The sequence below is a fragment of the Mycobacterium sp. URHD0025 genome (genome assembly GCF_000426065.1).
GTDB lineage: Bacteria > Actinomycetota > Actinomycetes > Mycobacteriales > Mycobacteriaceae > Mycobacterium.
This window is the reverse complement of record NZ_KE384491.1, coordinates 608,606-630,197: the sequence shown is the minus strand read 5'-3', so window position 1 is coordinate 630,197 and position 21,592 is coordinate 608,606. Positions and strand designations below refer to the sequence as shown.

The 21,592-nt window shown below is 65.3% G+C and carries 19 protein-coding genes; 10 read left to right on the top strand and 9 right to left on the bottom strand.

Annotation, left to right across the window (positions count from 1 at the left end; translation table 11 throughout):
* Window positions 1-48: 48 nt before the first annotated feature.
* Both H977_RS0131410 and H977_RS0131405 read right to left on the bottom strand, forming a co-directional pair.
* Window positions 49-1,191: an acyl-CoA dehydrogenase family protein gene (locus H977_RS0131410; RefSeq protein ID WP_029111585.1), complete on the bottom strand. Its 1,143-nt coding sequence runs from the start codon at window positions 1,189-1,191 to the stop codon at window positions 49-51.
* A complete protein-coding gene (locus tag H977_RS0131405; protein WP_029111584.1) occupies window positions 1,192-2,424 on the bottom strand; it encodes an acyl-CoA dehydrogenase family protein in 1,233 nt (410 codons plus the stop codon).
* 189 nt (window positions 2,425-2,613) lie between these two features.
* Here H977_RS0131405 and H977_RS0131400 point away from each other — a divergent pair, with 189 nt between their 5' ends.
* Window positions 2,614-2,976 (top strand): PAS domain S-box protein, encoded by a 363-nt coding sequence (locus H977_RS0131400; protein WP_029111583.1) that lies wholly within the window; start codon window positions 2,614-2,616, stop codon window positions 2,974-2,976.
* 10 nt (window positions 2,977-2,986) lie between these two features.
* Here H977_RS0131400 and H977_RS0131395 read toward each other — a convergent pair whose 3' ends face one another.
* Both H977_RS0131395 and H977_RS0131390 read right to left on the bottom strand, forming a co-directional pair.
* Entirely contained in the window at window positions 2,987-3,640 is a 654-nt protein-coding gene (locus H977_RS0131395; RefSeq protein WP_029111582.1) for a ScbR family autoregulator-binding transcription factor, read from the bottom strand.
* A gap of 1 nt (window position 3,641) precedes the next feature.
* Complete coding sequence (locus tag H977_RS0131390) at window positions 3,642-4,352, bottom strand: TetR family transcriptional regulator (RefSeq protein WP_029111581.1); 711 nt, start codon at window positions 4,350-4,352, stop codon at window positions 3,642-3,644.
* A 372-nt stretch (window positions 4,353-4,724) separates the two neighbouring features.
* On the opposite strand from H977_RS0131390, the gene H977_RS0131385 reads away from it, so the two are divergent.
* Window positions 4,725-5,597 (top strand): FAD-binding protein, encoded by an 873-nt coding sequence (locus tag H977_RS0131385; RefSeq protein WP_029111580.1) that lies wholly within the window; start codon window positions 4,725-4,727, stop codon window positions 5,595-5,597.
* On the opposite strand, the gene H977_RS0131380 is transcribed toward H977_RS0131385, so the two are convergent.
* The 3 genes from H977_RS0131380 to H977_RS34265 form a co-directional block, all read right to left on the bottom strand.
* The gene (locus tag H977_RS0131380) at window positions 5,577-7,376 is read right to left on the bottom strand and encodes an EAL domain-containing protein (protein ID WP_051289252.1); all 1,800 of its coding nucleotides are present in this window, start codon (window positions 7,374-7,376) and stop codon (window positions 5,577-5,579) included. The two genes, H977_RS0131385 and H977_RS0131380, sit on opposite strands and share 21 nt — an antisense overlap.
* Window positions 7,377-7,457: 81 nt before the next feature.
* On the bottom strand, window positions 7,458-9,626 hold the full coding sequence (locus H977_RS0131375; protein WP_029111578.1) for an Rv1355c family protein: 2,169 nt from the start codon (window positions 9,624-9,626) through the stop codon (window positions 7,458-7,460).
* Window positions 9,623-10,378 (bottom strand): hypothetical protein, encoded by a 756-nt coding sequence (locus H977_RS34265; protein ID WP_051289250.1) that lies wholly within the window; start codon window positions 10,376-10,378, stop codon window positions 9,623-9,625. Before H977_RS34265 ends, H977_RS0131375 begins: the two co-directional genes overlap by 4 nt.
* A 459-nt stretch (window positions 10,379-10,837) precedes the next feature.
* Between H977_RS34265 and purU the strand changes: the two genes are divergently transcribed.
* The 5 genes from purU to H977_RS0131345 all read left to right on the top strand — a co-directional run bounded on the left by purU (window position 10,838) and on the right by H977_RS0131345 (window position 15,503).
* Window positions 10,838-11,728, top strand: coding sequence for a formyltetrahydrofolate deformylase (gene purU / locus H977_RS0131365; protein ID WP_029111577.1), 891 nt, complete (start codon window positions 10,838-10,840; stop codon window positions 11,726-11,728).
* Window positions 11,729-11,750: 22 nt separating this feature from the next.
* Complete coding sequence (locus H977_RS0131360) at window positions 11,751-12,203, top strand: MaoC family dehydratase (RefSeq protein WP_029111576.1); 453 nt, start codon at window positions 11,751-11,753, stop codon at window positions 12,201-12,203.
* A 155-nt stretch (window positions 12,204-12,358) separates the two neighbouring features.
* On the top strand, window positions 12,359-13,711 hold the full coding sequence (locus H977_RS0131355) for a flavin-containing monooxygenase (RefSeq protein ID WP_029111575.1): 1,353 nt from the start codon (window positions 12,359-12,361) through the stop codon (window positions 13,709-13,711).
* Window positions 13,708-14,622: an alpha/beta hydrolase gene (locus H977_RS0131350; protein WP_029111574.1), complete on the top strand. Its 915-nt coding sequence runs from the start codon at window positions 13,708-13,710 to the stop codon at window positions 14,620-14,622. Before H977_RS0131355 ends, H977_RS0131350 begins: the two co-directional genes overlap by 4 nt.
* 110 nt (window positions 14,623-14,732) lie before the next feature.
* Window positions 14,733-15,503, top strand: a complete 771-nt coding sequence (locus H977_RS0131345; RefSeq protein ID WP_029111573.1) for an SDR family NAD(P)-dependent oxidoreductase — start codon at window positions 14,733-14,735, stop codon at window positions 15,501-15,503.
* Window positions 15,504-15,610: 107 nt separating this feature from the next.
* Here the strand turns inward: H977_RS0131345 and H977_RS0131340 are convergent, their stop codons facing one another.
* Window positions 15,611-16,798, bottom strand: a complete 1,188-nt coding sequence (locus H977_RS0131340) for a cytochrome P450 (protein ID WP_029111572.1) — start codon at window positions 16,796-16,798, stop codon at window positions 15,611-15,613.
* Between the two features lie 181 nt (window positions 16,799-16,979).
* On the opposite strand from H977_RS0131340, the gene H977_RS0131335 reads away from it, so the two are divergent.
* The 3 genes from H977_RS0131335 (at window position 16,980) to H977_RS0131320 (ending at window position 20,849) form a co-directional block, all read left to right on the top strand.
* On the top strand, window positions 16,980-17,723 hold the full coding sequence (locus H977_RS0131335; protein ID WP_029111571.1) for an SDR family oxidoreductase: 744 nt from the start codon (window positions 16,980-16,982) through the stop codon (window positions 17,721-17,723).
* Window positions 17,724-17,743: 20 nt separating this feature from the next.
* On the top strand, window positions 17,744-18,607 hold the full coding sequence (locus H977_RS0131330; protein ID WP_029111570.1) for an SDR family NAD(P)-dependent oxidoreductase: 864 nt from the start codon (window positions 17,744-17,746) through the stop codon (window positions 18,605-18,607).
* Window positions 18,608-18,869: 262 nt separating this feature from the next.
* Window positions 18,870-20,849 (top strand): Tat pathway signal sequence domain protein, encoded by a 1,980-nt coding sequence (locus H977_RS0131320; protein WP_081681917.1) that lies wholly within the window; start codon window positions 18,870-18,872, stop codon window positions 20,847-20,849.
* A 75-nt stretch (window positions 20,850-20,924) separates the two neighbouring features.
* On the opposite strand, the gene H977_RS0131315 is transcribed toward H977_RS0131320, so the two are convergent.
* Window positions 20,925-21,572: a TetR/AcrR family transcriptional regulator gene (locus H977_RS0131315; RefSeq protein ID WP_029111568.1), complete on the bottom strand. Its 648-nt coding sequence runs from the start codon at window positions 21,570-21,572 to the stop codon at window positions 20,925-20,927.
* Window positions 21,573-21,592: the final 20 nt, after the last annotated feature.

Genomic DNA, 21,592 nt, shown 5'->3' with positions numbered 1-21,592 from the left:
CTGCAATCTCGGCGTCGGCGCGCCTGTGCGGGCACTCGGTCCAGACCCTCAGGGCCGGGTCAACTCCGCGTAGCGGCCGACGTGGTAGTCGGTGGAGCCGAACTCGTACTGCACTGCGGTGAGCCGCTTGAAGTAGTGGCCGATGGCCAGTTCCTCGGTCATGCCCATGCCGCCGTGCAGCTGCACCGCGTTCTGGCCGACGAAGCGTGCGGCACGTCCGATGGTGGCCTTGGCCGCCGAGACCGCCTTGGCTCGTTGCGACGGTTCGGCATCGAGGTTCAGCACGGCGAGATGGACTGCCGCCGAAGCCTGTTCGACTTCCATGTGCATATCGACCATCCGGTGCTGCAGCGCCTGGAAGCTGCCGATGGGCAGGCCGAACTGCTGGCGCTGTTTGCAGTACTCGACCGTGTCGGCCAGCACCTTGCGCATTGCGCCCACCGCCTCGGCACACACCGCCGCGGCCCCCTCGTCACGGGCCAATTCCACTGACGGCCAGGCTTGGCCCTCGGTGCCCAGCAACGCGCCGGCCGGCAGCCGGACGTCGGCGAATGTCAGGTCGGATGCCCTGCGGTCGTCGACCGTGCGGTAGTGATGGGCAGTGAAACCTGTTGTGAGCGTGGCAAGCTCGACGAGAAACAGCGAGATTCCATCGGTGCCGTCGCGTTCCCCCGAGGTACGCGCGGTGACCAGCAGGTGGGTGGCCAGCGGTGCGCTGACGGCCATCACCTTCGAGCCGTTGAGCACCCACTCGTCGCCGTCGCGGCGTGCGGTGGTGGACACGTCGCGCCAGTTGTCCCCGGAACTCGGCTCGGTGGCCGCCAGCGTGACGATGGCCGAACCGGCGACGATCTCTTCCAACAACTCCGGCGCGGTGGCGTCACCGGACCGGTGCAGCAGGCCTGCGGCAACCACGACGGTGTCCACGAAAGGCTCGATCACCAGTGCATGGCCCAATGCCTCGGCGATCACCATGGTTTCGACCGGGCCCCCGCCGATCCCACCGGCCGTCTCGGGCAGCGTGGCACCCAGGATCCCGAGTTCGTCGGCGAAGCCGCGCCAGATCTCGGGTTGCCACCCGGGGCCGGTCTTGGCCGCGGCACGGCTCGACGCCAGGTCGTAGCGGCCGGTCAGAAACTTGGTCAGCCCGTCGCGCAGCAGTTCCTGTTCGTTGGTCAGGTTGAAGTCCATCTAGAGCCCCAGTTCTGCCTTGGCGAGGATGTTTCGCTGAATTTCGTTGCTACCGGCGTAGATCGAGCCGGCCCGGTCGTTGAAGTAGCGCAGTGGGGCGACCGCCTGCCACGGAGCTCCGCTGTGATAGCCGTCGGCGGGCGGTTCATACTCGGCCACCGGGCCGCCCGGGAAGGTGGCGTGCGGCTGGTAGGCGCGGGCCAGCGGGCCCGCGGCTTCCATGGACAGCTCGGTCAGTGTCTGGCTCAGTTCGGTGCTCAGGATCTTCAGCATCGACGACGCCGTGCCCGGGTGGCCTCCGTCAGCGACGGTGGCCAGCACTCGGTATTCCAGGATTTCGAGCACATCGGTGCGGATGCGGGCGTCGGCGAGCCGGCGGCTGAATGCCGCATCGTCGATGAGCCGGCCTCCGGCCGGCGCGGGCATTTCGGCAGCGACCGCTGCGATTTCGTCACCGAGCACCTGCAGGGCGGGCGCGTTGGCGCCGCCGCCGCGCTCGAACTCCAGCAGGTATTTCGCCACTGTCCACCCGTCGTCGATCGCGCCGATCACGTTCGACTTCGGTACCCGGACCTCGTCGAAGAAGACCTGGTTCTGCACCTCTTCACCGGAGGTCATCACCAGCGGCCGGATCTCGATGCCGGGGGAGGTCATATCGATCAGGACGAACGTGATGCCCTGCTGCTTCTTGGCCCCACGGGTCGTGCGCACCAGCGCGAACATCCAATTGGCTTCCTGGGCATGGGTGGTCCAGATTTTGCTGCCGGTGCAGACGAGATCGTCTCCGTCAGCCACTGCACCCATCGACAGGGCGGCCAGATCCGACCCGGCCTCGGGCTCGGAATACCCCTGGCAGAAGAACACCTCGCCGGTCAGGATGCGGGGAAGGAAGTAGTCCTTCTGCTCCGGTGTCCCGAATCTGATGATGGCGTGGGCCACCATCCGGATGCCCATCGGCGACAGCGAAGGGGCGCCGGCCAGCGTCGACTCGCGGCTGAAGATGTAGTGCTGGGTGAGGCTCCAGTCGCAGCCGCCGTATTCCACCGGCCAGGCCGGAGCCGCCCAGCCACGTTCGTGGAGGATCTTCTGCCACGCCATGCTCGCGTCGTGGTCGGCATACACGCTGGTCATCAGCCGGCCGGCCTGCCGGAGTTCGGGAGTCAGCTTCTTGGCGAGAAAGTCGCGAACCTCGTCGCGGAATTCCTGGTCGCTGGTCGACCACTTCAGGTCCATGCCTGCCCCTGTCTGCTGGTGTCGCTCCACAGAGTAAACCTAGTTAGTCAAGTGGCGTAGGCCACCCCGATCCTTTGCGCCGGTCCCGCGATCGGCCGGGTTGCTGGGTGTTGGTGGCCCGCGCCATGACCGCAGGCGATAATCGACGGCGTGGAGCGTCGCCAGAGCGGTCAGGACCCCCAATCTCCGATGGCACTGCTGCAGAACATTCCGGCCCTGGTGGTTCTGGAGCGGTTCCCGGTCCCGGTGCTGGCGATCGCCGAAGACGGAGCGATCCTCTTCGCCAACACCGCATTCGGCGAGATGGTGGGTCGCGGTACCGATGCGGTCAAGAACATGCAATTTGCCGAGATGTTCCACTCGCTGCCGGCCGACGGGTCGGCGGTCTCGGTGATGCGGGCCAACGCGGGCTTGCTGGTGGAACTCGTTCACCACGACGGTTCGATCGTGAGGGCTCGCATGAGCAAGTCGGCGCTGCTGCGCGGCGACGATCCGGTGGCGCTGGCGATATTCCAGGACCTCACCGAGCGGCTGTGGGCCGAGGAGCTGTAGGGCCGGCTGGTCAGCCGGCGGCCTGCGCCCGGCGCAACGATTCGCGGGCCAGGAACTCGCGGAAGTAGTCCAGCGATTCCGCGCTGGCGATCGCGGGGAGCAGTAGATCCCACGTACGGGCCACCCGTTCGCGTAGGTCTGTTCCGTTCGCGTTCGCGCGCGAGAGGGCCTCGGCGCCCAGCATGGACCCCAGGATCACCTCGGCGGTGCCTGCGACGTCCAGCTTTTCTCCCAGATCGCCTTCATCGGCCGCCTGGATCAACTGCTCGGTGAGCTCGTCGAGCCAGCTCGCATACACCCTCGTGGCGGCGGCATTGATACCGCTGAACGTCCGCAGCAGTTGCATACCGATCTGTGCGACCTTGTCCGAGCGGGTGAAGTCGGCCACCACGAACAATCCGTGGATGGTGTTTTCCAAAGCCGGTGCAGAGGATCCGGCGACGGTTCGGAACACGGTCAGCATCGCGGTACCACCATCGGCGATGATCGCCTCGGCCAGTGATTCCTTCGAATCGAAGTGGTAGTAGAGCGCGCCCTTGGTCATCTCGGCGCGCGCGATGATGTCGCCCAATCCGGTCGCGGGATAGCCGTGCTCGCTGAACAAGTCCACGGCGGCGGCGATGATCTTCTTCCGGGTCAACTCCGATCGGGCCTGGCGTGCCATCTCAGGTTCGCCCGGCCGCTGCGTCGTGCGCGCCGTCCGGGAAGTGGGGACGCAGGGCAACCACCTTCTTGACGCCCACCGCGGTGCGACGCCGGATGAACTGCGTGAGGTAACCGAGCCGCTCCGGTTGGACGAACCCGGGTAGCGCCAGCCGCCAGCTGTGCTCGAGGTCGGTGAGAAAGCGCGGAGGATCGTCGAGGTCACTCGTCTGGCGTACGCCGAGGTAGATCGACACCAGCAGCCGGGCGATCGCTTCCGGGTCGCTGTCGGCGGTGAAATCACCCTCGCCGATGGCGCGTTTGGCGATGCCGGCGAAGCCCTGCACCCATTGCGTGAGGACGCGAGGTCCGAGGTCATCGGTCCGGCCGATGGATTCGACCAGGTTAAGGCAGGCCCGGGCCATCGGGTCACCGATGTCTTCGGCGGCCACCAGGCATGAGAGGTCGATCAACGTCTCGGCGCCGGACAGGTTGCGGGCCAGAACGTCCTCGACGGCCTTGTCGGCCCGCGCCGTGCGGTGCTCGACGATCGAGACGGCCAGCGCGTGCTTGGACCGGAAATGGAAGTACAGCGCACCCTTCGTGACGGCGGTATCGGCCAGGATGTCGTCGAGGCTGACCAGGCTGTAGGGCGTGTGGGCGAACTGTCGCGCCGCCGCCTGCAGGATCTGGAGACGGGTCAGCTCTGCTCGTCGGTCGAGCTGCTCAGTCACCTCGGGGCCTTCCTGACTCTGAACGGCCGGCGTCGTGTCCTGATTTCGCAGTCACCACCAGCAGACTCAAAGTCTTCGCCGTACGTGCAGAACATTCTAAAGGTATGTATCGTGCTTAGCGTGATAACTCTTGGTTCGTCGCGGGTTGCCCGCCCGGCGGTCCGCGCCGCCGTGGGCGCGGGCACTGTGGCGAGCGCCACCATTTCTCGGTCGGTGGTTGCCAAGCGCTATCGTGGAAACGTTGCCATGGCCTGCACCGGCAATCCCCCTCGAATCCCGGTGCGGGCCGTGGCAACCCAAAATTTTCTTTGCCACCAAGTTGATTCGATCTTGATGAGGAACCCGTCGGTGCACCCGGAGTGTCGCTAGCCGATGTGGGATGACGAAGTCGACGTCGTTTGCTGTGGCTCGGGCTTCGGGTCGCTTGCCGCGGCTGTCGCGGCAGCGGATGCCGGGCTCGACGTGCACATCGCCCGCCCGGGCACTGCGACCACCGGCTCAGTGACTCCCGGCCCGGAGACACCATGGTTGGGCAGCGGTATCTCCGATCCCGACACCCGCGACTACCTCGACGCCTTGTCGGCCGACCTGGAACCGGTCGCTGACGCCGAACATGACAGCGTTCTGGCGGTCCGGCCGGTCAGTGACTGGACCCCGGTTTCCGGACGCGGCCGGATCGCCCCGTTCTACGGCGCCCGGCTTCAAGAGTGGGCGCAGCACTGCCTGACCTCTCCCTACGGCGTGCTCTACACCCGCTTGGCGGACCGGGGCACGACCCCGATGAAGACCCGGGCCGGCGAGGAGATCCAGGTCAAGGTGCTCGGAACGCTGGATACGAAAGGCGCGGCCGACACCGTATCGGTGGTCGGTGACTGGCTGTCGGCTCAGGTACTCGACCGGCAGATCCAGACCGTCGACAACAGCACGCTGCAGCGCATCGTGTTCGAGGAGGGCGAGGTACTCGGGGTGGTGCTCGACACCGCCGACGGTCCGCTGGCCCTGCGGGCCCGTCACGGCGTGGCTCTCTCGACCGAACCCCGGGGCGCCGCCCCGGCGGCGGACGGTCAGCCCATCGAGCCCGGTAAGCCCTTACAGGTAGGCCTGGTCGGCTATAGCGCCAGCAGGTTCGGGCGCCTCGAGCTGCTGGACCACCAGCCGGACACCGGACGATCGGATTACTGCCGAGCCGGGGGAGTGCACGACGCGCCGCGTGAGTCGTATCGATCACGTGCGCGGCGCGGCTGAGAAATGCACGGGCACCCGCCCTTTGGCCAGTAGCGCGGCCATCTCGTGGCCGAGGATCGGCTTCGACAACAAGAATCCCTGTGCGCGGTAGCAGCCGTGTCGCAGCAGCGTCAGTGCGGCGCGTTCGGTCTCCACCCCTTCGGCCACCAGTTGCAGACCGAAGGCGCCGGCCAGGGCGATCACCGCGCGCACGATCGGCAGGTCACCAGGGTCTGATCCGAGTCCGGCGACGAAGCTGCGGTCGATCTTGAGGGTGTCCACCGGAAGCGATTTCAGCAGCGACAGCGCGCTGTAGCCGGTGCCGAAGTCGTCGATGGCCACCTGCACGCCCACCTTGTGTAATCCGGTCAAGGTCGAGCGGGTGGTTTCGATGTCCTGCACGACGATGCTCTCGGTGATCTCCAGGCACACCGATCCGCGCGGCAGGCGGAATTCCTTCATGATGCCGGCCACCGACGCGACGAATCCGTCGGTCACCAGCTGTACCGGGGACACGTTGATCCTCAGCACGATGTTCCGGCCGACGCCGTTGGACCGCCATCGGGCGAACTCGGCGCACGCGGTCCGCAGCACCCAGCGGCCCAACTCGCCTGCCAGGTTTATGGATTCGGCCACGCCGATGAACGAGTCGGGAGACAACAGGCCTCGGGTCGGATGCTGCCACCGCACCAGCGCCTCGGCAGCCAGCACCTCGCCGGTCCGCATGTCGATCTCGGGCAGGTAGTGCAGCACCAGCGCGCCGCTCTCGATCACACTCTGCAGGTGCAGCTCGATGTCGTTGCGGAAATCGATGTCCATCGCCATCGCATCGGAGAACACCGTGACCCGGTTGCCCCCGGAGTTCTTCGCGGTCAGCACGGCATGGTCGGCCCGGTTGAGCAGATCGGAGGTGGAGTCGCGGCCCGGAATGCCTTGGGCCAGACCGATGCTGACGGTGCGGGTGAGCATCTCGCCATCGATCGTCACCCGTTCGCGCAGAACCGACTGGAGCCGGTAGGCCAGCGCCGTGGCTGCCTCGGCCGTCATCGGCGCCGCGGGAACCACGACGAACTCGTCGCCACCGAGACGCGCGATGAGCTTGGGTTGGTCGTCACCGCGCTGCAAACGTTCGGCCAGGATGCTGATGAAGGCGTCTCCGGCGGTATGTCCCAGATAGTCGTTGATCGCCTTGAGCCGATCCAGATCGAAGAACATCACCACGACCGGGCCGGGCTGGCCGGGAGCAAGCCGGGCTTGCAGATGGGCCATCAGTGCCCTGCGATTGTGCAGCCCGGTGAGGTGGTCGTGATCTGCGAGGTACCGCAATCGGTCCTCGGCCTCGATCCGCGCCTGCACCTGGGCGAACAACGAGGCAATCGCCTTGAGGGCGTTGAGCTCTGCAGGTAGCCACTCGCGGTCGCCGAACTTGACGAAGCCCAGGACGCCGGTGGTGACGTCTCCTGAGAGCAACGGCACGCAGGCCATCGAGGTGCTGGCGATGTGCCGTCCGGCCTCGATGGTGCGCTGGTAGTCGTCGGTCGCCGGCTCCGGGCGGAACACCGCGGGTTCCTTGAGGTGCTCGGCCATCGCGAACACCGGGTCGGCGTCGGCGAAGTGGATGACCGCGATCGGGTCGGTCTGGGTGTCCGGTGGGCGCGGCGGCCACTCGGCCACCAGCCGGGTCGCATGTGCCTCGTGATCGTTGTGACGCAGGAAGCTCACGTCCACATCGAAGAACGAGATCAACTCGGCCAGCACCTGCTGACTCACCGCGACCGACGTCGCGGCGTCCACCGCCATCAGTTGTGTGGCAACCGATGTAACGAGCAGTTCAAGGCTGCCTGGCACCAGATACCTCCGCCCATACCTCAGCAACGTGACTCAGCCGTACTGCGGCGTCGACCCCGTTCGGGGTCGGCGCCGGCTGCGTACGGCCGGACGCGGCGCGTAGGACAACCGGAGCACCAGCGCCTGTGATTCGTCGCGCTCGGTGGTGGTCAACCTGCGAAAAGCGTACTGCAGGTCGCGCAGCGCGTGGGCGTGACCGGGCGAGAGTTCGTCACGGTCCCGGTCATCGTGGGCGTAGAGGAACGCAGGCGACACAGGTTGGACGGCGAGACCGCGACGCTGGGCCTCGACCCAGACGGCCTCGACCGCCGATCCGGCCAGGGCGTAGTCGGTGAGCCGACGGCCCCGGATCGAGACGACCGCCAGGGCCGAGCTCGAGGTGACCCGTTCGTAGGTGTCCTCACCGAGTGCCGTGCCCGCGTCCCAGTCCGCCAGCTTGGCCATCACCTCGGGCCGGCGCAGGATGTCGAGTACCACCATGTCCGCCGGATCCAGCCCGAGCGTCGTCACGTCGATGCCGGTGTCGGGTTCCGGATCGCCGGGCCACCGCAGTTCCGACATCATCTCCCGGTGCAGGGTCGCGGTCAGATACCGGATCCGGTCCGCCTCGGCGAGGATGCCTGCGGCGGTTTCGATCTCGGCCCGATCGCGAAGGATCGTCAGTTCGGCGCCTTCGCTGTGAGCGGCGGCCCGCAGACCGTCGAGTACGTCGGTGGCGATCGGAGCCGACGTGCCGCGGAGTCGGTTGGTCTCCCGGGCCAGCATCGGTTCGTAGAGCTCGGCCAATTCCGGTGCGCTTCCGGTGGAGAATTCGGCGATTCCGTACAGCGGTGTTCCCTCATCTCCTCGGGACCACCGAACGTGGCCGGTGAGGCCGTGTGCGGCCGCGGCCACCCGTGCGTTGAACGCCGCAGCCCCCAGCGCCACCGCGCTGCCGCGGTACCCGACGTCCATCGCCGTGGTGTATTTCGTGGCCAACCGGAGGGTGATCCGATCGTCGCTCGCCTCGATATGCCACGGCTGGACGTTGCCGCCCGAGGGTGCGCGAGTGGCTGCGTCGGCCAGGATGTCTGCCATCCCGGCCGGTTCGGCCTGGATGTCCGCCGGGGCCGGTGCGGGTGCCGGTGCGGATGCGATGACGAGCGGATCGCCGATGCGGTCCAACGCGTCGGCGACATCGACCCGGATCCGCCCCGACGGCATCGGCTCACCCAGGCCGATGCGCCGTACGGCGTTGGCGACAACCGTCGCGCCGAGTACGACCTCGGAGGCGAGTTGGGGCCAGGTGCTCAGCGTTTTTCCGACTTCGACCAGCGACGCTGCCATCCGGGGTGAGAGCTGGTTCGCGTCGAGAATGCGCAGGACGTGTGGCACCTTGTCCTTGCTGCTGAGCCCGGCCAGTTCGCGCGCGCTGATGTCGCCGAGCAGACCGTGCAGGAGCGGCCGGGTGGGTTCCAGGTCGAACCGCTCGACGTCGAGCAGTCCACGGTCGCCGGTGGTCATCAACACCGGCAGCCGGCGGGCTCGGGCCGCCTCGCGGACAAGAACTTTCGCGTCCAGCGAGTCGCACTCCTCGACGACGACGTCGAGCCCGTGCAGGAACGACTCGATGGACTCGGGTGCCGCACCGTTGCGATCGATGTGAACCGTCATGTACGGGTCGATCTCGGCGATCCGGCGTGCGGCGACCACCGTCTTGTTCAGCCCGAGGTCGAACACCGTGCCGGGGACCCGGTTGAGGTTCGCCAATTCGAGTTCGTCGAAATCCGTGAGGCGGATCTCGCCGCACAGACCTTCGGTGGCGAGGTTGTGGGCGATGGCGTGTCCGACGCTGAGCCCGACGACACCGACCCGCAGCCGCGACAGTCGTCGCTGCTCGTCGGCGCTCACGAGGTTGCGGTTGCGATCCAGGCGTAACCGGTTGAATGCCGCCGGCCCGAGAATATGGACCAGGCACCGACGCCATGGGTAGTAAGCCCACCGGGTCGGCTCGTCGAGCATTTCCTCGCCGACGGCAGGAACCAGCGTGCGCAGTGCGGACTGCTGCTCGCGACATTCGTCGATGACACTGATGCGCGGGTCCCGGCGGAGCTCGGCGAGGGTGAATTCGTCTTCGATGAAGATGGCGCGATGCTGATCGGGGTCGTCGAGCTCTTTCAATTCGCAATTCTCGATGCTGGCATGGGTGCTTTTGTCGCTCATCGTGCCGCCGCGATCCCGGTGCCGACGTCGAAGCCGGGCACGGCCGGGTGCGGGCCGATGCGCTGCGCCTCGGCGAAGTAGCGCGACAGCTGACCCGGATCGGCGTGGTTGGCGAATGTTGTGCTATCCCACCACATCATCTTCGTCTGGTACCGCTCGTCCGGATAGGGCGTGGCCGGGATCTTCGCGGCGAGGACGCCGCCCGACGACAGCCAACGTTTGAGCACATAGGCCGCCGCCGTGGCCATGGCAAACTGAATGTTCAACAGTGTCATCGCATGTAGCGGCATGCGCGCCAGCGTATCGGTGAGTGCGCGGCTCTGTTCCGGGTCGTCGCACACCCACGCGGTCTTCATCTCGACCACTCCGAACGGTAGGCGGTCGGCGATCATCTTGCGTACCGAGTCGAGTCCGGCCTGCCCGCTCCATTCCACCAGCGCGTGGCTGTCCTCGACTCTCTGATGGGGACCCTTGGCCCGAAGTCCGCCGACGACGCGGCCGGCACTGTTGACACCGACGGTGAACAGCGCCGTATCCTCGCCTGTTCGTAAGGTATTGGGGTCCAGCGCGCACTCCACTCCGTGTTTGCGGTAGTTGGACTGGGCACCTCGGACGTATTCGTTCCACAGCTCACGCTCTGCGGCCGGTTTGGCCACGACGATCGTGCACTCGCTGTCGGGGTCCCACCAGCTAGGGCTTTGGTCCAATGTCACGGAGCGGCGGCCAGTGTCATCGAGTTGGGGAGCGGTCATCTGAATCCATTTCGTCGGTCAGCCGTGCCTTCCGACCGGACGGCTGATTTTGGGTGCGTAACACGGTTGTGCGAATACGTCTGATGAGTATTGCGCCGCGTCGCAGTGGAATTCCAGCGAGGAGAGAAATCTTGTCCAGCGGGGTGGTGAATTGCGCCGGGGCTGCCCCGATTTACTCACGGGTACATGCAATTTTGGCAAATTCGGCAAATGCTATTTATGCGTGTATATGCGCATGCTGGTCCAGCATGGCAAAAATTTTGAATTGACGACGATGTCGAATAGGTGGCTGCAACGATGCGGGGGAACCTTTTGCTGCGACAGCGCTCAGCCAGCCCACCGGAGATAGCACGCCGCAGTGAATGGCCATCGACTTCACACGGGCCCGGCGCTTTCGGGCGGGTGATGCATTGGCGGGTTGCGACTCGGCTGCGCCGCCAGGATGAGATTCTTGTGGTGATGACTCAGGAGTATCCGAAAGCAGCGGCCCTGCCGGTCCAGGATATGGGCCGGCTGCTGCTCCGCTGTGCGGACCGGCCGGGCCTGGTGGCCGCGATCAGCGGGTTCCTCACCCGGGCGGGTGCCAACATCGTCTCGCTCGATCAGCACTCCACGGAGCAGTCCGGCGGCACCTTCATCCAGCGCACGATCTTCCACCTGCCGGGCTTGGCCGCCGTCCGCGACGATCTGGAGCGCGATTTCGGGCAGCAAGTGGCCGGGCCGTTCGAGATCGACTTCCGCCTCACCGAAGCCGCCAAACCCAAGCGCGTGGCGTTGATGGCCTCCCGGGAGGACCATTGCCTGCTGGATCTGTTGTGGCGCAACCGGCGCGGTGAGCTCGACATGTCGGTGGTCATGGTCATCTCGAACCATCCCGACCTTGCCGATCAGGTGCGCGCGTTCGGCGTGCCGTTCCTCTACGTTCCCGCCACCGCCGAGAACCGGGCCGAGGCCGAGCAACGGCTGCTGGAGTTGTTGCGCGGCAACGTCGATCTGGTGGTGCTGGCCCGGTACATGCAGATTCTCACCCCCGAATTCCTCGATGCCGTGGGCTGTCCGCTGATCAACATCCATCATTCGTTCCTGCCGGCGTTCATCGGGGCGGCGCCGTACCGCAGGGCGAAGGAGCGCGGGGTCAAGTTGGTCGGTGCGACAGCGCATTACGTGACCGGAGATCTCGACGAGGGGCCGATCATCGAGCAGGACGTGGTGCGAGTGGACCACCGGCACTCGGTCGGTGATCTGGCCCGGCTGGGCGCGGACGTGGAGCGGCTGGTTTTGTCGCGCGCGGTGCTGTGGCACTGTGAGGACCGCGTAATCCGGTTCGGGAATCAGACCGTAGTCTTCTGACTACGGTTCGAGAGGAGTGAGCGTGAAAGTCTTCAACGGTCTTGACGAGTTCGTCGCGGCAAAGGGCAGCGAGCTGGGCCCGACCGAATGGATGGAGATCACCCAGGACCGGGTGAACCTGTTCGCTGATGCCACCGACGACCACCAGTGGATTCACGTCGACCCCGAGAAGGCGGCCGGCGGCCCGTTCGGCGGCACCATCGCGCACGGTCTGCTGACCCTGTCGCTTTTGCCGCATTTCACCCATCAGCTCTATCGGGTCGACAACATCGCGATGGCGATCAATTACGGCTACAACAAGGTTCGGTTCATCACCCCGGTGCGGGTCGGTTCCAAGGTGCGCGCGCGTGCGGCGATTGCCGATGTCGCCCAACTCGACGGCGCGGTGCAGGCGACCATGACGGTGACCGTCGAGATCGAAGGCTCCGACAAGCCCGCCGCTGTGGCCGAATCGATCGTCCGCTTCATCGCCTGACTTTTCCCGCCGAGCAGACACAAAACTGCCCTTCAATATCGATTTCAAGGCAGTTTTGTGTCTGCTCGCGGCATTTCTGACAGTTGTCAGAATTCATTGACGTCCGTCAAACGCCGCTGTTAGTGTTCTGCATCACAACGTGAGGGAGCACTGGATTGCAGCATTCACTGCCGCGGACCGCCATCATCGGCGCGGGCATCAGCGGGCTCACGGCGGGCAAGATGCTCAAGGACTACCGGGTGCCGTACACGACGTTCGAGACGTCGGACCGCATCGGCGGGAACTGGGCCTTCGGCAATCCGAACGGGCACAGCAGCGCCTATCGCTCCTTGCACATCGACACCAGCAAGCATCGGTTGTCGTTCAAGGACTTTCCGGTGCCCGAACACTTTCCGTCGTTCCCGCACCACTCCGATATCAAGGCCTACCTCGACGCCTATGCGAATGCCTTCGGGCTGCTGGACAACATCGAGTTCAACAACGGCGTCGTGCGTGCCGCCCGGGTCGACGGCGGCGGTTGGGAAATCGAGGATCAGGCCGGTGTCCGCCGTGAGTTCGATCTGCTCGTCGTCGCCAACGGACATCACTGGGACCCGCGGCTGCCCGATTTCCCCGGGACGTTCACCGGTGAGGAGATCCATTCGCACCACTACATCGACCCCACGGAACCGCTGGAGCTGACCGGCAAGCGGATTCTGGTGGTGGGCATCGGCAACAGCGCCGCCGACATCACCGTGGAGTTGTCGTCCAAGGCGCTGCAGAACCGAGTGACGTTGTCCACCCGCTCGAGCGCTTGGATCGTACCGAAATACATTGCGGGACAACCAGGTGACAAGTACTTCCGCACCAGCCCGTATCTGCCGCTGTCGTGGCAGCGCAAGATGGTCCAACTGATCGGGCCCATGCTCGGTACCGATCCGACGATGTACGGGCTGCCCGCACCGAATCACAAGCTCTTCGAAGCGCATCCGACGCAGTCGGTGGAGTTGCCGTTGCGGCTGGGGTCGGGCGATGTCGTCCCGAAGCCCAACGTGGCCCGCCTGGATGGTGACACCGTGCATTTCGAGGACAGAACCAGCGACGTCTTCGATGTGATCGTCTATGCCACGGGCTACAACATCACCTTCCCGTTCTTCGATCGTGATCTCGTCAGTGCCCCGGGCAACCACATCAGGCTCTACAAGCGGATGTTCAAGCCCGGGATGGACGATCTGGTGTTCATGGGTTTCGCACAGGCGATTCCGACGTTGTTCCCGTTCGTGGAATGTCAGTCGCGGTTGCTGGCGGCCTATGCGGTCGGACGCTACGCCCTGCCACCGGCGGGGGAGATGGATCGGGTGATCGATGCCGACCAGGAGCTGCACGGCGGACATTGCACGGACCGGCCCCGGCACACCCAGCAGGTGGACTACTTCTATTACGAGCACGACATCCGCACGCGGGAGCTGCCGGCCGGGGCCAGGCGGGCCGCGGAGCAGGCCGGCGTGACAGCCGGGGCGTCGGCATGACGTACACCGAACTAACGTTCTATTCGGCCGGCGACCGGTGCAGCGCTTGGCATTTCGGCGCCGTTGGTGACCAGTTCACCGGGGCGGCGGGGCGACCGGTGGTCGTGATGGCGCACGGGTTCGGCGGCACCAAGGACTCGGGCCTGCAGCCTTTCGCGGAGCGGTTCAGTGCGGCCGGCCTGGACGTGCTGGCCTTCGACTACCGGGGCTTCGGAGCTTCTGAAGGTCAACCGCGGCAGAGTGTTTCGGTCGAGCGTCAGATGGCCGATTACAGTGCGGCCATCGCGGCCGCCCAAAAACTGCCGGGGGTGGACCGCGGCCGGGTGGTGTTGTGGGGGTCGTCGTTCTCCGGTAGCCATGTCCTGCGCGTGGCCGCGCAGTGCGCCGATGTGGCGGCGGTGATCGGCATGACCCCGCTGACCAGCGGGCTGGCCGCCAGTCGCGCGGCCGTGGCGCACCGCGACGTCGCATCGGCTCTGCGCTGGACTCTGGCGGGCGTGAAGAGTCGCGTGGCGGTGGCGGCGGGTCGTGCGCCGACGTTGATGCCGCTCGCGGCCAAACCGGGGGAGGCCGGTGCGCTGGCGCTCGACGGCGCCTACGACAGTTACCGGGCCATCGCCGGGCCGACGTGGCGCAACGAAGTCGATTCGGCCATCGGGATGGAACTCGTGCAGATCCGGACAGCCGCCGCGGCCAAGGCGCTGAAATGCCCTGTCTTGATTCAGGTTGCCGACTTCGACCGGTTCGTGCCGGCGCACTCGGTGATGAAGACGGCGGTACAGGCCAGGGCTCAGGTCCATCACTATCCGTGCGATCACTTCGACGTGTGGCCGGGCCACGACCGGTTCGACACCGCCGTACAGGACCAGATGAAGTTCCTGATCCGGATGTTGGGCGCGACGGACAGCTGAGCGCCGCACGCGCCCTGTTGGGTGCGCGACATCGTGGGGCTATGCCCAGGCGATCGATTGCTCTACGATCGTACAGCATTCGTAAGTATCGCCTGACCCCAAGGAGTTTCATGCCCAGCCGATTCGCACTCGATGGCCGGGTGGCCGTCATCACAGGTGGAGGAACCGGAATCGGCCGCGGTACGGCGCTGGTCCTGGCGCAGCACGGTGCTGACGTGGTGCTGGCTGGACGTCGTCCCGATCCGCTGGAGGCGACGGCCGAAGAAGTCGCCGATCTCGGTAGACACGCGCTTGTGGTCTCGACCGATGTCACCACCTCCGATGCTTGTGATGCTTTGATCGACAAGGCGGTTGACGAGTTCGGGCGAGTCGACATTCTCATCAACTGTGCGGGCGGCGCACAGACAAGATCGATCATGAAATTCGACGAGGACGAATTCGACAAGGTTCTGGCCCTCAACTTCAAGGCCGTTTGGCACTTGTCCAAGGCTGCCGCACGCCCGATGATCGCCCAGGGCAAAGGATCGATCGTCAACATATCCTCGGGCGCAAGCCTGTTGGCGATGCCTCAGGCCGCACCTTATGGCGCCGCAAAGGCTGCGGTGAACAACCTGACCGGCTCGATGGCTGCGGCATGGGCCAAGAAGGGGCTGCGGGTCAACGCGATCGCTGTCGGTGCGGTACGGGCAGCCACTTTGACCGATGACGCGGCACGGTACGGCCTGGATCCGGAAGCGATTGCGTTGACCAACGGCTTGGGCCGGCTCGGAGAGCCTGACGAAATCGGTTATGGCGCCTTGTTCTTCGCTTCGGATGCGTCGAGCTTCTGCTCCGGTCAGACGCTCTACATGCACGGTGCGCCGGGGCCTGCCGGGATCTGAGCGCAGTGAGCGCGCTTTCTGAGTTCGCTCACGTGTCGGGGGCGTCGGGGCACTTCTGACCGAGACGATCGCCGGTGTCCGCGAACCCGTCGATCGTCTCGGTCATATCAGGAGACGACCGCCGGCATGCTGTCCCAGCCGCGTACTGTCGACGTGCGCGAACGTCGCGCTCTCGACATGTCGATGTCCCACTCGGGCCATCGTTTGAGCACCTCTTCGAGAGCGACTCGGCCTTCGAGACGGGCAAGGGGAGACCCGACGCAGAAGTGCGGGCCGCGCCCGAATGTCAGATGACCTCCGGGCTTACGGTGGATGTCGAACCTGTCCGGGTCATCGAAATGTCGTTCATCGCGGTTGGCGGAGGCCAGCATCAGGAGCAAGGGCTTGCCCCCGGGCACGGTCTGCCCCTGGAAAACGACATCATCGGTGGTGATGTACCGCGTGACATGCGGGCCGGGCGGCTCGTAGCGAAGCAGCTCTTCGATCGCCATCGGAATGAGCGCGGGGTCTTCGGCCAATTCCTTCCTCTGGTCAGGATGTTCGGCCAGTACCTTGCCCATCCAGCCGAACAGGCGGCCCGTGGTCTCCACTCCTGCTCCGGCGATGACGGCAAGGAACACGATGAGTTCCTGCTTGGCCAGTTTTCGGGTCACCCCGCTCTCATCGACGAACTCCACACTGAGCAACTCGGTGATCAAATCGTCGGAGGGGTTCTTCTCGCGCCATTCGACGTACTCGCCGAACATCTCGCCGGTGAAGTACCGGTCCTTCTGGATGGCCATCGGCTTGCCCGGCTCGTTGCGCAACACCTGGTTGGCATGTTCACGCACGGCGGGCTGCTCGGCATCCGGGATGCCGGCGAGCATGCCGATGGTGCGCATCGGGAGCTCGGCGCCCAGATCCTCCACGAAGTCGAACCGTTCAGCCCCTACCAGCGGGTCCAGGCAGGCGACGCAGAAAGCGCGAATCTTGTCTTCGATGGCACGCATCTTCTTCGGTGTGAAGGCGCGGGACACGATGGCGCGGTGGATCGTGTGCAGCGGTGGATCTTCATTGATGAAAATCCCCGGCGGCATCACCGGATCCGTCATCACGACTTCGAGAATGTCGCCTTTGGCTGAACTGAGCCGGGTGGTGTCTTTGAGGGCGGCATCCACGTCGGCGTAGCGGCTGATTCCCCAGAAGTCGTGTTTTTCGTTGTAGTAGACGGGGCATTCGTCGCGCAGCTGTCGGTAGGTGGGGTATGGATCGAGGTCGATGTCGAAGTCCCATGGGTCGTAATACAAATCGGTCAACATCAGCTCCTCGGCAAGGGTCTTCTCCCGCGTACGCCACGCGTATGCTGTACGAATGTATAGGATGTCGTGATCGTCCGGCAACCGTTACGCGAAACGGCTGTTGTGCGACCGTGGCACATGCGCTATACATATGTACAGCACGGGGTGCCGGTAAACCACAGACGAGGAGTCGTGCGAGTTGAGTCGAACAGCAGTAGTGACCGGTGGTGGGTCCGGTTTGGGTCGGGCGATCAGCCTCCAACTCGCGGCCGACGGGCATCGGGTCGTGGTGATGGATGTCAACGCGGAAGCGGCCGAGAAGGCCGCTGCCGAGATACAGGCGGGAGGCGGGACAGCCGCGGCTGTGGCCGTCGACGTATCGGATGAGGCGTCGGTGGTCGACGGATTCAACGTTGTCCGTGACAGTTTCGGCCCGGTCGAGGTTCTTGTGACCAGTGCCGCCATCGCGGGTTTCACCAGGTTCGACAAGATCACGCTCGAAGAGTGGAACCGCTATCTGGCGGTCAACCTGACCGGCACATTCCTCTGTGCCCGCGCTGCTCTACCGGGCATGGTCGCCGCCGGTTGGGGCCGCATCGTGACCATCTCCTCGGCGGCCGGTCAGCAGGGCGCACCCAGGCAGGGCCACTACTCGGCCACCAAGGGCGGCGTCATCGCCATGACCAAAACCATCGCGCTCGATTATGCGCGAAAAGGCATCACGGCCAACACTGTTCCGCCGTACGTCGTCGACTCGCCGATGTTGCGGCAACAGCAGCGGGAGGGCAGGTTGCCCCCTACCGATCGTCTCACCCAGACCATCCCGGCCGGGCGCCTCGGGGCCGGAGCCGATGTGGCCGCGGTGTGTTCCTTCTTGTGCTCAGAGGGCTCCGGTTACGTGAACGGACAAGTGATCGGCGTCAACGGCGCCGCTGTCGTGTGATGGCGAGGTATCCGTACAAAATGACCAACACCGCACCAGTCGCCGTCGTCACGGGCGCAAGTCGAGGAGCCGGCGCAGGGATAGCGCACGCGCTGGGCAGTCACGGCTGCACCGTGTATGTCACGGGCCGCACCCGTGACGGTTCTGGCGATCGACGGCCGGGGACCATCGACGAGACCTCTGCCCGGGTTACATCTGCGGGTGGCACAGGTATCGCGGTGGCGGTAGACCACGGTGACGACGATCAGGTCAAGGCGCTGTTCGAGCGGATCGCACATGAGCACGGCCGCGTCGACATCCTGGTGAACAACGCCGCGATCATTCGCGACGAGATGATGGGCCGCACCAAATTCTGGGAGGAGCCTGTCAACGTCATCGACACCTTGGACGTGGGATTGCGCAGCAGCTACGTCGCCACGGTCTTCGCTGTTCCGCTCATGATCCCGCAACGCAAAGGGCTGGTGACCTTTTCGTCGTCATCAGGCGCCGTTCACTACGCCTTCGGGCCAGCGTATGGCGTGCCGAAAGCCGCGACCGACAAGATGGCCGCAGACATGGCTTTCGATCTGCGCGAGTTCGGCGTCGCCGCGGTCTCGATCTGGATGGGTTCACTGCTGACCGACCGGGTTCGCAACATCATCGCCGCCAACCCTGAAAAGTTCGGACACATACTCGAATCCGCCGAAACTCCCGAGTTGACGGGGCATGTCATCTGGGCGCTGTACAACGATCCAGACCTGATGGAGATGAGTGGCCACACGCTGATCGGTGCGGAACTGGCGGCCAGGTACGGCATCGCCGACGAAGATGGCCGCCGACCGCCCTCCTACCGCGACATGTTCGGTGTGCACCCGCACACGCAGTACGCGCACACGATGCGTTGAGGGACCGGCGTGCGCATCGGTCCGTCACATGAGCCGGTTGTGCGCGATGTGCTCGGACTCTCCTGTGAGCGTATTGCCGAGAACACCGAAGAATACCCACGGATTGTCGCCGCACTGCCACGCGAAGAGGACGTGGACTTCACGGGAGAACACTGGTCGCTGTACAGTCGCGGCCGGGGTGGCCCATGCTGAGCATCGAGCGCCCGTTCTGGCCGCCGCCGAGGCGATCCAAACCCACCGTGACCGGACAGGGCTTGTTGCGATGAAACTCCCCTCGCTGCTCGTGGTGGTCGGCCTGTGCCTGGCGGCGTGCACGACCACACCGGCAGCGCCGACCGAATGTCGGACACCAGAAGGGACCGCCGCCATGCACATCGGCCCAGACTGCGTCGACCCTCAGTTCGCGACTGCGATCATCGACGCAGAGGAAGACCTTGATGAGCCCATCGCCCATCACCGGGTGAGTGGACACTTCGAGGGCAGCCAGGTCCGGTTCGCGGTCTATCTGCCGTCCCGCGAGCACTGGCAGGGCCGTTTCTTCCAGAATGTCTATCCGCTGGACGACGAACACATCACCGAGCGCAATCTGCGATTTGCCGCTGCCAGCGGTGGTTACGCGGTGCAGACCAACTCCAGTGCCGGATACCGTGGGGATGCGGCGGCAGCCAAGTTCTCCCGCACCATCGCCGGCAACTATTACCGGACCGATGCCCCGATCCATGGCTACATCTGGGGTGGCAGTGGTGGTTCTTACCAGACAATCGCCGCGATGGAGAACACAGAGGGCGTGTGGTCCGGAGGTGTGCCGTTCATCATCGGGACTCCGACCTCGATCCCGAACAACTTCTTCATTCGTTCCTACGCTCGGATCATGCTGCGGGACAAGGCAGAGCAGATTGCCGATGCCGTCGCACCGGGCGGCGAGGGGGATCCCTACCGCGGTCTCGATGACGTCGAACGCGCGGTGCTGCACGAGGCGACCACTCTCGGTGTGCCGCTGCGCGCATGGGAGGACAGCCGCTACGTTCTCGGCCAGGACACGTCGGACGGCCTGCTCGGCTTTGCGGCCATGATCAGACAAATGGATCCCGGGTTCAGCAACGACTTTTGGACTCAGCCCGGATACCTTGGCACGGAGGCCTCCGCGCTCGGGCAGCGGATCCGCGACGCGCGCATCGATCAGTCGGTCACGATCACCGCGGTAGAGCCCAGCGCGGACGGGACGCGCGTTTCGGTGACAGGTTTTGCCGACCACGGATATCAAGGCAGCGTCGATGTTTCGCCGGAGGGGGCTCCGGAGGAAGATGCCGTGATGGCCCAGTGGGACCCGGTTGCCCTGCGGTTCACCTTCGGCCAGAACCTCCCGGAAAGCGCGCGTGCGGCGTTGCATGTCGGAGCGCGGTTGCATCTGGACAACAGTTGGTACGTGGCGCTGGCAAGTTATTCGCGCCATCAACTGCCTGCGGCCGACGCCGGATTCGCCGCCTACGAGCAGTACCGTAATGCCGACGGCACCCCGAGATACCCGCAGCGCCCAATGTTGGCCGGGGCGAGGATCTCCCAGCAGGTCAGTGAGGGAGGCACCCACACCGGCAAGATCCACGGCAAGGTGATCGCCGTGAGCAATCTGCTGGATACCGACGCGTTTCCCTGGCACGGCGACTGGTATGCCGGTCAGGTCCGCGCTGCTCTCGGCGACCGGTACGACGAAAACTTCCGGTTGTGGTACAACGACGACGCGGACCACATCGCCCCGGCGCGCACACCGCGTTTGATCGACTACACCGGGATCCTGGAACGCGCGCTCCGCGACGTCGCGGCATGGGCCGAAGACGGCGTGACGCCTCCGGACTCGACGCGATACGTGGTGAGCGGCGGGCAAGTGCAGGTGTCCTCCGCAGCTGATCGTCGAGGCGTGCAGCCGGTGGTCGATGTCACCGTCGACGGCCGCCGACGGGTGGATGTCAAAGTCGGTGACGAGATTCGTCTCGACGGCGTTGTGATCAGCCCACCGGGTTCCGGCGCGATCACCGAGGCAACCTGGGACGTCACCGGCAGCGGGGAGTTCACCGTTGCCGATGTGCCGATCGGCGATCGAGGCATCTCCCGTCTCGCCACCTACAACCGGCCAGGGACGTACTTCCCGGCGCTGCGGATTGCGGCCCGGCGTCCGGGCGACGCGGAGTCCGACTTCGCGCTGGTTTCCGCGCTGGGGCGCATGAGAGTGGTCGTGCATCCCTAGCGACGTAGGGGCGATAGGCGAGAAGGTCTCGATCGGCCGGCCCTCGGACTGCCGCGCAGTGCGACCGCCGGCGCTCTAGCGTGCGGTCTGGGTCTTGCGGCGCCGCGGCGCAGCCTTCTTCTTCGTGGGCGACGTGCGCGGCTCCACAAGGTCGAGGTACTTTTCGAAAGCCTCGGTGACTTCGGCATGAGCCGACTTGACCCCGATACCTTCCTCGAGGTTGAGGAACTTCGGCAGGCCGGACATGAGGATCTGCAGTGCGGGCAGTGACAGGTCACCGATCGGGCTGGCGTCTTTCCCGAATTTGGCGGTCAGCGCGTCGAGTTGCATCTTGCGGACGGTCTCGGTCACCTTGGCGATCTCGGTGCGGATCGACTTCCGATGATTTCCCAGCGCCATGAATTCGGTGATCAGCGCACCGGTGGCCTCATCCCAGCTGTACTCCCATACGGCCCGCAATGGATCGTCGGTGCGGGTGGCGAGGAGTTCGGTGAGGTAGGTGATGCCACGGTCCGAGTACCGCCGAATCGCGGCGATGAAGATGTCGTCGAGGGTCGGGAAGTAATACTGCACGAGACTGGGGGTGACCTCGGCTTTCGTGGCCAGAGCCCGGTAGGTGACGCTCGCGTAGCCCTCGTTGAGCATCATCTGCTCGACGCAATCGAGCAGGGTGTCTCTGGTCTTGGACGTTTCGGCGCCCACCCGTCGCGACGATGCTGCCATGGTCTCCTCGCTCGATCGGT

Coding starts and splice junctions, on each gene's coding strand:
- H977_RS0131410 (WP_029111585.1), bottom strand. CDS start 1,191: ATGGACTTCAACCTGACCAACGAACAGGAACTGCTGCGCGACGGGCTG.
- H977_RS0131405 (WP_029111584.1), bottom strand. CDS start 2,424: ATGGACCTGAAGTGGTCGACCAGCGACCAGGAATTCCGCGACGAGGTT.
- H977_RS0131400 (WP_029111583.1), top strand. CDS start 2,614: ATGGCACTGCTGCAGAACATTCCGGCCCTGGTGGTTCTGGAGCGGTTC.
- H977_RS0131395 (WP_029111582.1), bottom strand. CDS start 3,640: ATGGCACGCCAGGCCCGATCGGAGTTGACCCGGAAGAAGATCATCGCC.
- H977_RS0131385 (WP_029111580.1), top strand. CDS start 4,725: ATGTGGGATGACGAAGTCGACGTCGTTTGCTGTGGCTCGGGCTTCGGG.
- H977_RS0131380 (WP_051289252.1), bottom strand. CDS start 7,376: ATGGCGGTGGACGCCGCGACGTCGGTCGCGGTGAGTCAGCAGGTGCTG.
- H977_RS0131375 (WP_029111578.1), bottom strand. CDS start 9,626: ATGAGCGACAAAAGCACCCATGCCAGCATCGAGAATTGCGAATTGAAA.
- H977_RS34265 (WP_051289250.1), bottom strand. CDS start 10,378: ATGACCGCTCCCCAACTCGATGACACTGGCCGCCGCTCCGTGACATTG.
- purU (WP_029111577.1), top strand. CDS start 10,838: ATGACTCAGGAGTATCCGAAAGCAGCGGCCCTGCCGGTCCAGGATATG.
- H977_RS0131350 (WP_029111574.1), top strand. CDS start 13,708: ATGACGTACACCGAACTAACGTTCTATTCGGCCGGCGACCGGTGCAGC.
- H977_RS0131345 (WP_029111573.1), top strand. CDS start 14,733: ATGCCCAGCCGATTCGCACTCGATGGCCGGGTGGCCGTCATCACAGGT.
- H977_RS0131330 (WP_029111570.1), top strand. CDS start 17,744: ATGACCAACACCGCACCAGTCGCCGTCGTCACGGGCGCAAGTCGAGGA.
- H977_RS0131320 (WP_081681917.1), top strand. CDS start 18,870: ATGAAACTCCCCTCGCTGCTCGTGGTGGTCGGCCTGTGCCTGGCGGCG.
- H977_RS0131315 (WP_029111568.1), bottom strand. CDS start 21,572: ATGGCAGCATCGTCGCGACGGGTGGGCGCCGAAACGTCCAAGACCAGA.